The organism is Paeniglutamicibacter psychrophenolicus (assembly GCF_017876575.1).
Lineage (GTDB): Bacteria > Actinomycetota > Actinomycetes > Actinomycetales > Micrococcaceae > Paeniglutamicibacter > Paeniglutamicibacter psychrophenolicus.
In genome coordinates, this window is the sequence record NZ_JAGIOE010000002.1 from 1 (window position 1) to 13,202 (window position 13,202).

General features: G+C 59.4%; 11 protein-coding genes. 10 read left to right on the forward strand and 1 reads right to left on the reverse strand.

Annotation, left to right across the window (positions count from 1 at the left end; genetic code table 11):
* The 8 genes from JOF46_RS21695 to JOF46_RS21730 form a co-directional block, all read left to right on the forward strand.
* On the forward strand, positions 1-1,031 hold a 1,031-nt coding region (locus JOF46_RS21695; RefSeq protein ID WP_209912152.1), incomplete at its 5' end, for a biotin/lipoyl-containing protein.
* The gene (locus tag JOF46_RS21700; RefSeq protein ID WP_209912154.1) at positions 1,028-1,543 is read left to right on the forward strand and encodes a MaoC family dehydratase; all 516 of its coding nucleotides are present in this window, start codon (positions 1,028-1,030) and stop codon (positions 1,541-1,543) included. The genes JOF46_RS21695 and JOF46_RS21700, both read left to right, overlap by 4 nt.
* A 2-nt stretch (positions 1,544-1,545) precedes the next feature.
* Positions 1,546-2,430 carry an HpcH/HpaI aldolase/citrate lyase family protein gene (locus JOF46_RS21705; RefSeq protein WP_209912157.1) on the forward strand — a complete coding sequence of 295 codons (885 nt, stop codon included), beginning with the start codon at positions 1,546-1,548 and terminating at the stop codon, positions 2,428-2,430.
* A gap of 717 nt (positions 2,431-3,147) precedes the next feature.
* A complete protein-coding gene (locus JOF46_RS21710) occupies positions 3,148-4,353 on the forward strand; it encodes a CaiB/BaiF CoA transferase family protein (RefSeq protein ID WP_209912159.1) in 1,206 nt (401 codons plus the stop codon).
* 4 nt (positions 4,354-4,357) lie between these two features.
* Entirely contained in the window at positions 4,358-5,722 is a 1,365-nt protein-coding gene (locus JOF46_RS21715; RefSeq protein WP_209912161.1) for an MFS transporter, read from the forward strand.
* Complete coding sequence (locus JOF46_RS21720) at positions 5,712-6,500, forward strand: enoyl-CoA hydratase/isomerase family protein (protein WP_209912163.1); 789 nt, start codon at positions 5,712-5,714, stop codon at positions 6,498-6,500. The genes JOF46_RS21715 and JOF46_RS21720 overlap by 11 nt, the downstream gene beginning before the upstream one ends.
* A gap of 274 nt (positions 6,501-6,774) precedes the next feature.
* Positions 6,775-8,331: an IS21 family transposase gene (gene istA / locus JOF46_RS21725; protein WP_209912165.1), complete on the forward strand. Its 1,557-nt coding sequence runs from the start codon at positions 6,775-6,777 to the stop codon at positions 8,329-8,331.
* Complete coding sequence (locus JOF46_RS21730) at positions 8,328-9,077, forward strand: ATP-binding protein (RefSeq protein WP_209912167.1); 750 nt, start codon at positions 8,328-8,330, stop codon at positions 9,075-9,077. Before istA ends, JOF46_RS21730 begins: the two co-directional genes overlap by 4 nt.
* Positions 9,078-9,670: 593 nt before the next feature.
* On the opposite strand, the gene JOF46_RS22795 is transcribed toward JOF46_RS21730, so the two are convergent.
* The gene (locus tag JOF46_RS22795; RefSeq protein WP_209912169.1) at positions 9,671-10,990 is read right to left on the reverse strand and encodes a PucR family transcriptional regulator; all 1,320 of its coding nucleotides are present in this window, start codon (positions 10,988-10,990) and stop codon (positions 9,671-9,673) included.
* Between the two features lie 422 nt (positions 10,991-11,412).
* Between JOF46_RS22795 and JOF46_RS21740 the strand changes: the two genes are divergently transcribed.
* Positions 11,413-11,778, forward strand: a complete 366-nt coding sequence (locus JOF46_RS21740; protein ID WP_209912171.1) for an OsmC family protein — start codon at positions 11,413-11,415, stop codon at positions 11,776-11,778.
* Between the two features lie 300 nt (positions 11,779-12,078).
* Entirely contained in the window at positions 12,079-12,651 is a 573-nt protein-coding gene (locus JOF46_RS21745; protein WP_209912173.1) for a recombinase family protein, read from the forward strand.
* Positions 12,652-13,202 lie beyond the last annotated feature (551 nt).

The window sequence follows — 13,202 nt, forward strand, 5'->3', positions numbered from 1 at the left end:
GCCATGCGGTGGAGGCACGGCTCTATGCCGAGGACCCGGCCCATGACTTCCTGCCGTCCATCGGCACCATCCTGCACGTGCAGGAACCAACGGGCGAGCACGTGCGTGTGGATAGCTCGCTGCGCAACGGCCTGGAAATTTCCGCCCACTACGATCCGATGCTCGCCAAGGTCATCACCTGGGGCGCCGACCGCGCCGAGGCCCTCACCCGACTGGACCGGGCCCTGTCCCAAACCGTGGTGCTGGGCGTGCTGACCAACATCGAATACCTGCGGCTGCTCATCAATGACCAGGACGTTGCGGCGGGCAAGCTGGACACCAACCTGATCGGGCGCAAGATGGCGCAGATGCACTTCCGTTCCGTGGACGACAGCGATCTGGCGCTGGCAGCGCACCTGGCGCTGGGCACCAGGGAACACACTGGTGGCACCTGGCACCGGGGAGACGGGTGGCGCCTGGGCACGCCTGTCGACTCCGCCCTATATATGGAGATCGACGGTCACGTCGTTTCCTTGCGGGCCCGCTCCACCGGTGCCGAAACCACCGTCCTGGTTGACGGCAACGAATTCACGGTGCTGCCCAGCACCTCCGGTGCCATATCCGTCAACGGGGTGATCCGGCCAGTGGGCATCTCGATTGCCCCCGACGGCACCATCTGGCTCTCCCGCGACGGCTGGGCCACCGCCATCCACCCCTTGAGCCGCCGGGAACATCTGGCCCGCGAGCTCGCTGCCATGGACCGCGACGCAGGAACTCTGTCCCCCGAGGTGCGCTCCCCCATGCCCGGAACGGTCATTGCCGTCCAGATAAGCGACGGACAGAAAGTTGTGGCCGGACAGGTCCTGGCATCGATTGAGGCCATGAAGATGGAACACCAAATGCTCTCGCCCAGCGACGGAATCGTCCACATGAGCCACCTCAAGGTCGGCGATCTGGTCAAGGCCAACCAGATCATTGCCACGGTGAAAATCGTGGAAGCCGAAGCCAACGACACCGAAATCCCCCAAATCGAATTGGAGCACAGCGCATGAGCACCCAGACCCCCGAGCGCGTGGAGCAACGTGGGTTCTACCTGGACGAGTTGCGCGAGGGTGTGGTGTACGCGCACCGTCCCGGGCGCACCCTGACCGAGACCGACAACGTGCTCTTCACCTCGCTGACCATGAACAACCAGGGCCTGCACCTGGACGCTGCCTGGAGTGCCACCCAGCCCTTCGGGCAGCGGCTCATGAATTCCCTCTTCACCCTGGGAACCATGATCGGGCAGTCGGTTCCGCAAATGACGGAGGGGACCATCATCGGCCAGCTCGGGATCGACGCGGTGAAATTCCCGCATCCGATGTTCCACGGCGACACGCTCTACACCGAAACAGAAGTCACCGGCATCCGGCTCTCCAAGTCCCGTCCGGGACAGGGAATTGTCACGATGAAACACACCGGCAGGAACCAGGACGGCGTGGTCGTGGCCACCGCCACTCGCACCTGCATGATGTGGACCAGGGACGCCCACACGACATCCATGAACACCGCGGGAATGGACTAGGCATGAAAAACTTCACCATGGGACCGGCAATCCTGTTTTGCCCCGCGGACCGGTCGGACCGATATGCCAAGGCACTGGAACGCGCAGATGCGGTGATCCTGGACCTCGAGGACGCCGTCGCGGCGGAAAACCGCGCCGGGGCGCGTCGCATGCTCATCGATAACCCCCTGGATCCGGAACGCACCATCGTGCGGATCAATCCGGTCGGCACCCTGGACTTCGCCGCGGACGTGGCCGCGGTCCAGCGGACCGCCTACCGCACCATCATGCTCGCCAAAACCGAAACCCTTGGCGACTTGGCCACCGTCGCCGATTTCAACGTCGTGGCCCTGTGCGAGACCGCGCTGGGGATCATCAATGCCCCGCAAATTGCTGCCGCCCGCCACGTCGTGGGCTTGATGTGGGGCGCGGAGGACCTGGTTGCGTCCCTCGGCGGATCTTCCTCCCGCCAGGAATCCGGCACGTACCGGGACGTGGCACGGCACGCCCGGTCCCAGGTGCTGCTGGCCGCCGGCGCTTTCGGCAAGGTAGCCATCGACTCGGTCTACATCAACATTCCCGACCATCAGGGCTTGCTGGCCGAATCCATTGACGCCCAGGCCTCGGGATTCGGGGCCAAGGCCTCCATCCATCCCGGGCAAATGGCCGTCATTCGCAAGGCCTTCATGCCGACACCGGAACAGGTCGACCGGGCCGCGCGCCTACTCGCCGCTGCCGAAGACGCTAACGGCGTCTTTACCTTTGAGGGGCAGATGGTCGACGAGCCGATCCTGCGCCACGCGCGGGCCATCCTGGACAGGAGGGCAATTCCCGACGACGGCCAGGACCAAGATTCAGACCGAACATCTGAAGACAGGCCCAAGGGTTCCCCTGTCCACCTCAACTGATAGCAGCATCAATACGCCCCCTGGGGCCGGTCGGGACAAGAAAACGGCGCAATCCATATCATGGGTCCCGAAAAAAGATCCATGTCAGCGAAAGTAGTAGTTGACGCTGCCCAGTCTCTGACCTTGAAAATGCGAGACGGGGTGATCATCACTGTCTGAGGTTTCGGGCTCAGCGGGATCCCCAGCCGTTTTATCGGCGCCCTGCGCGATTCGGACGCCATCGGATGACCATTGTCTCGAACAACATGGTCGTGAAGGGTAAGGGCTTGGCGTCCTCTAGAAAAACAACCCAAGTACAGGCCTCCTGCGTGGAAGAGAATAAACTCTTGGCCCAGCAGTTTTGAACAATGGACTCGAATTCGAGTTCCTACGTGGAGGCCCAGTCAAACTATCCTCAAGCTCAATTAGGGCTGCGGAGGTTCGCTCTGTCTTCCGGTGAATTAAGAGCGGACCAGACAATTTTGTGCCAAGACGAGGACTACAAGAAAGCCACCGCACGAATCGTTTCAGGCTTCCTAGCTAACATGCGCGAAACCCCCATCCAACGCTTCCCACCTGACAGCTAGCTAGAGGTTTCTTTCCTCTGGTTGTGTGATTCCACAGTGTGAAGCGCGGCAGTCTTCTAAGTCCTCCAGTGACCGGCGCCTTACGAACAGGAGAAGATAGTGAGGTAGATCACCGAGGCGTTGCCTCAGACGACACGAAGGACTTCCGGAGATGGCCACAGCAACAGGAATTTTTCCCGACGATGCCGGGATCCCGCCTCTGCAGGGGATCCGGGTGCTTGATCTGACCCGTTACCTTTCCGGCCCGTATTGCACGATGCTTTTGGCGGACGGCGGAGCTGAGGTCATTAAGGTCGAACCGGCCCGGGGGGAGGTCAATCGTGAACTTCCACAGATGATGGACTTGCAGGACGGCGAATCAATCAGCACGTACTTTCTGCGCCATAACCGCGGAAAGAAGTCTGTGACGTTGGATATTCGTTCCCCGGAACAGCGGCCTCTCTTTGAAGCCCTCATCCGATCCGCCGACGTTTTGGTGGAGAATTTCAGGCCCGGTGCCATGGATGCCTGGGGCTTGGGATGGAATGAGCTGCAACGCATCAATCCTCGGTTAATCTACGCTTCGATCAGTGGATTCGGCCACACCGAAAGCGAGTATCGTTCCTGGCCGGCCTTCAACCTGGTGGCAGAATCCATGGCTGGTGTAGTCAGCCAATTGCCGATGGAAGGCTCCCGTCCCCGTGCCGTGGGCTTGCCGTTCGGCGATAGCATCACTTCCGTCTACGCGGCAGCGGGAATAGCTATGGCCCTGGTCCGTCGGGCTACCACCGGGGCCGGGTCACGGGTGGACACGGCCATGTACGATGCCATGCTTTCGATGAACGAGTGGAGTATTGCCCTCAAGTCGGGAGCCGATATGAACCTTGACCTCGGCGCCGACCACCATGGCTGGTTCGCGCCCTACGGGTTCTTCGAAGCCTCCGACGGCTGGCTTTGCATTTGCGTCATCAGCGATGACCAGTGGCACGCCCTGTGCAAAGTCGCAGGATTGGACGACCTCGCCGCTGACCCCCGCCTGGAGCACGGCACCGGACGCACAAAACATTTGAAAGACGTGATCGAGCCCAGATTGACCCAGTGGCTCGCAACAAGGACACGGGTGGAAACATCTAAGATGCTTGCCGAGACCGGGGTTCCTTCCTCGCCGCTGCAACGCGCAGAGGAACTGCTCGACTCGGAACAGGCAAACCTGCGGGAAATGATTGTCGACATGAAAATCAGCGGGTCCTCCTCCATCAAACTGGCCGGAAACCCGATCCGCATCGAACCGCGAAACATGTCCCACGCCGAAGGCTTCGCCAGCGTTGGCCAACATAACGAAGAAATCCTGTCTCCACTATTAGCAAGCAAGGAGTAAACAGATGGATATTGCCGCAACGCCGGGGCAAACCACCGCCGCCCCCGAGTCTGAGCCGGGCGTCACCAAACAACAGAAACGTCTTCTGCGGGGGGCGGCAGTAGGACAGTTCGTCGAATGGTACGACTTCCTCGTCTATGCCTCATTGGCTCCGGTCCTGGCCGCAAATTTCTTCCCGGCCACCAATTCCACCGCAGCTGTATTGAGCATTTTTGCTGTGTACGGAGCCGGGTTCCTCATGCGCCCAGTGGGAGGCATCGTGTGCGGAGTATTGGGTGACCGCTTGGGGCGCCGAAACATTCTTTCGGGAACCATCCTCCTTATGGGTGGGGCAACATTGATTTGCGGCCTACTGCCGACATATGCCTCCATTGGCCTTGCGGCTCCCGCCCTGTTGCTTCTCTGCCGATTGACTCAGGGATTTGCAGCTGGAGGCGAAGCGTCCAGCATGGGTCCCCTTGTCATTGAGTCCGCACCTCCGTCTAAACGAGGTATGTGGATCGGCGTCGCGTTTGCAGCAAGCTTCCTGCCGTCAGCCTTCGCAGGCTTCTTTATCCTTGGCCTTAATGGGGTTTTCGGCGTCGAAGCTTACAACGCCGGAATATGGCGAGTTCCGTTCCTTCTCGGCGGTGTCTTGGCTGTCATCGGACTTATAATCCGTCTAAAGGTGGAGGAGTCGGATGAGTTCCGGATCCTCGCTGAAGAGGGAGCGCTCTCTGAAAAACCCATCAGGGAGGCAACAACCACCCATAGGAAAGCCATAGTGTACGTCTGCCTTGTCATCAGCGTTCTGGCGGTAAGTGCCTACACCGTACACAGCTATATGTTCACGTTCCTCGTCACTACAATCAAAATGGCGACCATTCCAGCCATGTTGAGCACATCCATATCAGTGCTCGGTGTTGTTTTCCTCCTTCCGCTATGCGGCAAACTGGCCGACAAATACGGGCGCCGCCCGCTCATGGGCATCGGGACAATATACTTGGCTGTTGCGGCCTTGCCCGCTTATCTCCTGTGTACTACGGGGACATTCCTAGGGGCCCTGGCAGCGCAACTCTTCCTGGCCGTCGGGATCTCTATCTTCGGCGGAGGCGGTTATGTCGCCCTATACGAGCTTTTCCCCACCAGTGTGCGGTCGACCGGCATCGGACTCTCCTACAATCTCGGATACGCGATCTTTGGTGGCACCATGCCGTTCATCAGTCAGCTACTAGTAGAAAGTACGGGCTCGCCATTGTCCCCAGCTTTTTATCTCATCGCCGTCTGCCTGGCAGCCATAGTCGTTGTCAAGAAAATCCCGGAAACGGCAGGTAATGACTTGAACAACTCAGCATTTTCAATCCCGCAGGAGCGGACCAATGGACACTGAACTTCTGGACAACGTAACCATCTCTATCGACGCAGGTATTATTCGACTCCGCCTGAATCGGCCTGACAAACTGAATGCATTGAATATAGAGGTCGGGCGCGAGGTTTCTTATGCCGTGAAAAAGTATGCCTACCGGAACGATGCGAAGGTCATGATCCTTAGCGGCGAGGGATCGTCATTTTGCGCCGGGCATGATCTGAACGCACCCTGGAAGGCAGAATCGGCGCGGGATCGGCTGTTGGAATATTCGGACTTTCAGCAGATGTTCGTGGATATTGAAAGAGCCCCCGTAGTCAAGATCGCCCAAGTCCAGGGGCATGCTGTGGGCGGGGGGCTGGTTCTTCCAACCTTATGTGAACTCAGATATGCCTCCACTGATGCCTCACTCCGCGTATCGGAGCTGGACTTGGGGGTGCCACTTTCAATGGGCGGTTTCCCGCGCCTTGCCCGCCTGATCGGCTTAACGCGTACCGCCGACTTAGTTCTCACCGGGCGCAAGATGCTCGCAGCTGAGGGGCACGAGTGCGGATATTTCACCGATGTTTTCGAGCCGGCTGATCTCGAGAGTCGTGTCTCCAAAGTAGCGTCGGCTCTGACTAACCGTTCGTCTTTCGTTCTGATGGAAACGGCGAAACGGGTTCGGGAAGCGGCCGAAGAGATGTTGTCCGGTCACCGCGACGATTTGCCTTCCCTCATGGCAGCCAACCGCGATCCAGAGTCCCGAACAAGCGGCGAGGAATATGCCGCCAGGTTCAAGCGGCCCGCAGCAATTATTTAGGGAACCGGACGAAATGCAGAATGCGAGTGGGCGGTTCCAATCGGAACCGCCCACTCTGCGCCCGATCATTCATGCTCCTTTTCAACGCCACAGCCGTGATCCTCTCCACTGAGTGGTGAATATTGGCCCTGGTGGGCTCCACTTGTGGTGCGGGTGAGCTCCACCGCCCGGTAGCGCGATTGGCGTGTTTGAGCACCACCGCTGGTGTGTTTGAGCACCACCTGCAAGGCTCCTTCCACCATGTGATGGCCACATGGTGGAAGGAGTACCGGCAATGGTACGGAAGATCAAAGCGAAGCTGGTATTGCAGCTGCGTAACCAGAGCCTGTCGCGGCGAGCGATCGAGTCTGCCCATAAGATATCCCGGCACAGCATCCAGGCGGTCCTCGATGCGGCGGAGCTGGCGGGACTTGGTTGGGATGACGTCGCCGAGATGTCCGAGGCCGAGGTGTATGCGGCGTTGTTTCCCGGCCGCGGGGTCCGGGAGAGCGTATTCGCGCAACCGGACTGGGCCCGGGTGCACACCGAGCTGGCGCGGGTCGGGGTGACGTTGAAGCTTTTGCACCAGGAATATGTCGACACGACCTCCCGCGCAGGGCAGCCGGTCATGAGCTACGACCGGTTCTGCCGCCTCTATGGCGAGCACGCCGCCGTGACCGGGGCATCGTCCCGGGTCGGGCACAAGGCCGGCCGCAGCATCGAGGTGGACTGGTCCGGTCCCACGATGCAGCTGCTGGATCCGACCATGGGTGAGATCTCGAAGGTGTATTTGTTCGTCGCCTGCCTGCCGTTCAGCCGTTATGCGTTCGTGGAAGCCACCTTGGACATGAAGCAGGACAGCTGGTTGCGTGCCCACGCGGCGATGTTCGCCTTCTTCGGCGGCAGCGTTCCACGCCTGGTGCCCGACAACCTGAAGACCGGGGTGATCTCCCACCCACGCGAGGGAGAGGTCGTTCTCAACGACGCCTACCGGGAAATGGCGGCGCACTATTCGGCCGCGGTGTTGCCGGGCAGGGTTCGGGCTCCAAAGGATAAAGCGAGCGTTGAAAACACCGTCTCACATGTGGCGACATGGGTCATCGCGGGGCTCAGGCATGAGCAGTTCACCTCGTTGGCGCAGTTGCGCACCCGGACCCGGGAACAGATCGATGCCTATAACCGGCAACCGTTCCAGAAACGCGCCGGCTCCCGGCTGAGCGTGTTCACCACCGAGGAGCTGCCGCTGATGCAACCGCTGCCGGCAGCCGCGTTCGAGATCAGCACGTGGGCCTACAGGCGCAAAGTGAACAAGAACGCCCACGTGGTCTGGGCTCGGAACTTCTACTCCGTGCCCTTTGGCCACATCGGCGCCCACGTTGACCTTCGGGTGACGGATACGATGCTGGAGGTCTATCGGGGTGATGAGCGACTGACCAGCCACCTGCTGCTGCCGGCAAGCACGGTGAACCAGTATCAGACCAACGACGCGGACATGCCAGAGGGGCGCAGTTGGCAGGCTTGGGACCGGGGCCGGATCGAGGACTGGGCAGCCCGGATGGGCCCGGCCACGACGAGCGTGATCGGCAAGATCTTCGAGGCAGCCTCCATCGAGGAGGCCGGCTTCGATCCGGCCTTGGCGGTGCTGCGCCTCTCCCGCCGGTTCTCCCCGGCGCGGGTCGAGGCGGCCTGCGAGCTGGCGCTGCGCGGACCGATCCGTTCTCCCCGATATGCGCACCTGCGCCCGATCCTCGACACCGGGCAAGACAAGACGGGGCGCGTCCCCGACGAGCCCGAGGCGGAAGAGGGCGGATACGTCCGCGGCAGCGCCTACTACGCCGGTGGCACCCGATGAGCCGGTTGGACGGGGAGACCAAACGCAAGCTCCGCGAAATGAATGCCGGAGAACTCCTGGATGCGATCGACAGCCAGGATGAGACGCTCAGCCTCGGCATGCCCTTCGAAGAGCGGGTGCGGCTGGTCGTCGATGACGCCTATTCCACCTTTGCGCATTCCAAGGTCGAGGGCCTGATCCGGCGGGCCGGGCTTCGTTACCCGAGCGCCGACCTGCGCCGCATCGACCTTCTCGAGGAGCGCAGCCTCAACCGGGAGCTGCTGGCCCAGCTCGGCACCTGCTCCTTCGTCACCCGGCAGCAGAACGTTGTCTTCCAGGGATTCACCGGCTCGGGGAAATCATACCTGGGGTGCGCCATCGCCAAGCGTGCCTGCGAACACCGCATCAGGGCCCACTACGTCCGCATGCCCGACCTCGAGGAAGCCTGGGTCGCCGCGCAAGACAGCCCGGGAGGGTCCGCGAAGTTCCTGCGCAAGTACGCCGCGTTCACGCTGCTCGTTATTGACGAGTGGCTATTGGACCGACCGACGGAATCGATGCGCGGCATGTTGCTGGAGCTGATGGAGCGCCGCTACGGCGAAACGTCAACGGTGTTCTGCACCCAGTATTCGCAGAAGGACTGGCATCAGCGGCTCGGCTCCGGTGTCCACGCGGACGCGATCATGGACCGTATCATCCACAACACGATCTGGGTCGAGACCGGCACCTACAACATGAGGGAGCATGCCGCGCTGGCCAGCGCATAATCCATGGCGGAGGGCACCAGTGGTTCCCAGCCACACCACCACTGGTGCTCTCTCGCACGAACGGTGGTGCTGAACCGCACGATTGGGTGGTGCCCAACGCGTCAAATACTCAGTGGAGCGTGGAGCCTCGGGCCATAACGACCTATACGTGGTCTGGAGCTAACGGTTATCGACGAGTCAGCGCTGCTCTCGTTCCTATTACGTGAATACTGTCCTGAGGCGTTCAGCGGCAGAGCCTTCTCAATACAGATGGACGGTGGTTATGCAGTCATTGCCGGCAGTATTGTCCTGATTCCTTTCCTTGCATGCGCCACCATATCGACCAGGCAGTACTTGCCCTAATGGCATGCCTCTGTACCAAGCATCGTCTTCCTACAGTTGCTTAGAAGTCGCGCAACCACGCGGAAGCACGCCGCAAATATAAATGCGAACAACCGCCTCCTTGCTCTATCAGCAACAAAAACACCAATTGCCTTTCGAAGAAGACTCGACGTTCTGCCACCACCCACCACCCACACTCCCAGTACAGCCGCGCATCTGAACCTTGGGAATGCAGTTAGACATCGAAAACGAGCCGCTCCTCACTCTGGCATTTAGTGATAGGTTCCGAAATCCTTGCAGGCCAGCAGGAACTGGATATCAGCCAACAGGTTCAGGCTGCGAAGATCCAAGTCGCAAAATTCCCGGACGGCGGCGATTCGATAGTAAATGGTGTTTGTATGCACATGAAGTTTCTGCGCTGCCTGGGCCACATTCCCCTGCGACTTCGTCAACGCCCGTGCAGTTTCAACCCATTCATGGTTCATTTTGACGTCTTGGGCTAAAAAAGCTTCAATCTTCGGTGGGACGTCGCCCGGCTGCAGATCCGCTTGCAGTGCAGCAATCTGCACTAGGGACAATGAATCGAAATCCACTACCCGCTCAGCACCCCCGGCTCCGAGGAGCGCCAGCGTAGCCTGGCGTAGGGGGGTATCAAGACTAAAGGTTGCTGGCGATGGCCTGCTGATGCCAACGTTCATGGCTTGACTAAGGCGGTCCGGCAGCTGTTTGAGGCTCTCGCGACTGTGCATGTCATCCGGCAGACAGACAATCAGCATTCCTCGAAAGACTGTCCAAGGCAGCCGCCTGCGGTGCGCCTGCAGGTCGCGCAGGACCGGCTCCAGGACAAACGGTGATTCTGCCAGATTCGCCGGGTTCTGTCCGGTAAACGAGCAGGCAGCAAGAAAAATCCTGTCCGAACGGATACCGAGCGCATGAAGCGTTTTGGAAGTTTGATCCGGTGAACGACCCTCCAGAAGTGCGTCCATAGCGGAACGCCGGGATACAAGTTCTCCGGCCTTCAGCTCGCTCTGTGCTTCGAAGAAGGCATCCGTAACCGCACCGACATAGCGTTCGGAAAGATCCAGGAAATCGTTCCACAAGACGAGACCATCGCCCCGCGCATCGAAGTCCACCGGGCACTGCGTCGTCAACCAGTTCCACATCCCGCGATTGACCACCCGCCATGATTGAGTCATGGCTCCACCGTCAAAGCCTTGATGTGCACGTCGCCGGGCATTAGCGATGAGCTCAGGATTCAGGTCCTTGCGGGTTCCTTGGGCATGCTGCAGGAAAGTGTCAATAACAATTGATATCGTCCCTTGCAGCTCGCCTTCAAAACCTGCATAGGCAGGAATGGTCCCGACAGTAGTTTTAGTGATCTCTCGCGATATCTCAGTGACATTATCGGCGATTGCCCCCAAAAGTTGGTGACGGGAGACCATGTTCATTTGGGTATCTCCCCATAGCTTGGTTCCAACAGCCATTCCTTCTTTTCTTTTAAATGCTGGATTCGACAAGGCTGTATTCCATCGACTAATCGTATGGCATACCTCACCGCTCGGACCTAATAAGGGGGCATTGTGGAATTTCACAGCCTTGCTCCCTCAGATTGGGAACGATCGCCAAAGACAATCATGATCGTAACCAACAGACTTGGTAGTAATTCAAGGCCAACCCATCAGACGGCCTATACGCGATAAACCGACTCGAACCGACGCGTCTTCTCATCAGCAAATGAACATGGACGTGTTACCCACCCAACTGCCGATTTGGGTCCTTCACGTGAATCCCGATTCGGCTGTATATAGATGCGAGGAACCCAGTGACCATTACTAATGACATCGACCCTACCGCTCTCGAACAAACAATTGATGCCGTCAGGAGCAACCCTCGTTTGGGCCAAGTGACTTTCTCCGTATCCGGCGAATGGACAGGGGGATTCCGCCTCCAATCAAGCACCGGTCCCCTGCGCCAAGGAGACACACTTGACGAGTCACGAACCGGTCGGTTCTCAATGTCCAGCGACGAACCGACAGCATTGTTGGGCACAGACAGCGCGGTGTCACCGGGCGAATACATCGCTCAGGCACTCGCTGGGTGTTACGCCGTTACTCTGGCCGCCAGCGCCACCGCATTAGGTATCAATCTCCGGGCCATGGCCATGGACATCGAAATCGACTTCGATCTCCGAGCCTTCCTTGGCATAGAAACCACAACACCCGCGGGCGCACGAACAATTCGGGCTCAGGTCAAGCTCGACGCCCCGGACAGCAGTCCCGAACAATTGAAGAAGCTGATGGGCCTCCTGGAACAGCGTTCACCAATCCGGGACACCCTCACGCGGGCCGTCGAAGTGATCACGACGCTGGAAAGCCTCTAAATGAATGATTTCTAGTCCGACGTGAGCACAGAACAGGCCTTCGGCCATCGTTCCCGGAGATCTGCGTGGCTTCAACTCCGACTGTTCCCTGGGCGTCTCTGCATCTCGAAGTTGTTCGAAAGTCATGCTCGCACATGCGGCACACCCGGAAACTCATCGCATAAGCCGATCCCCCACCGCGACACCCGATGTCCAAAAATTTGACAGTTAAATACGTTGAAAATTCAAGGAAGTCATATTCGCGTATACCCAGCCCGCATTAATGCCCGGTGAAGGTAACCTAAACGCTACACTTGAGGCATGTCGCCGCATCTGGTCGGGTACGCCCGCGTCTCCACCAACCAACAAGACCTCGCCTCCCAGCAGGCAGGATTGAAATCCCTCGGCGTGCCCGAGGATTTGGTCTACGTCGACCACGGGCTCACCGGCCGGAACCGCGAACGCCCCGGACTGAACCAGGCTCTGGCCGCCTGCCGGGCCGGGGACACCCTGGTGGTCACCAAGCTCGACCGTCTCGCCCGCTCCCTGCCCGACGCCCGCGACATCGTCGAGGACCTCACCAAGCGCAACATCAAGCTGAGCCTCGGCGGCAACGTTCACGACCCCACCGACCCGGTCGGCCGGCTGCTGTTCAACGTACTGGCCATGGTGGCGGAGTTCGAGTCCGACCTCATCCGCGCCCGCACCCGCGAAGGCATGCAGATCGCCAAAGCCAAGGGCCGGCTCCGCGGCAAGCAACCCAAGCTCTCCCCCGCCCAGGAAAAACACCTCGTGGCCCTCCACCACGGCGGCAAGCACACCAGCGCCGAAATCGCCGAACTCTTCGGGGTCGCCCGCAGCACGGTGTACCGAATTGTTAATCGCACTTTGTAAAGTGCTACCTCTATGATCGACGCGGAAGTCTAAACCTTGCAGGAACTTCGAGGGTAATCGATAATTCGCGTTTAGTTTTTGTCGCAGACTGGAGCGTAGAGAAAATAACACGGTTTGCTGTCGCAATCGGGTTAAGTCTCCCGACCTCAAATTTGCGCAGGCAGCCTGGGAGTGTTCCTCACCTCTATGGTTGGAAAATGACGGCGTCACATCACCGCCGAAATTTCCGGCTTCTCAGCATCACGCGCGACTCGGTGAACAGAATCAATTATCAGGCCCCGGCCGCAATACGAGCCTTGGACCTCTTGCAATAAATATGTATTCATTCGGATAGGAAGCAACGACAATAATGCCGCGGAAGACTGATCGCATCCAGCTCTCTCTTATCAGATGCACAAGATGCGGGACTATGCGGGTCCTGACGCAACCGTGCGCAGACTGTGGCGCCAAACCCCGTCCGAATGAGGTAAATCCAGCGTTGGCCGCTCGGCGACAGGTTCGCCTCCAAATAGATGCCTCCGTTGCATCCATTGAGGGGGCGGCACCAACGC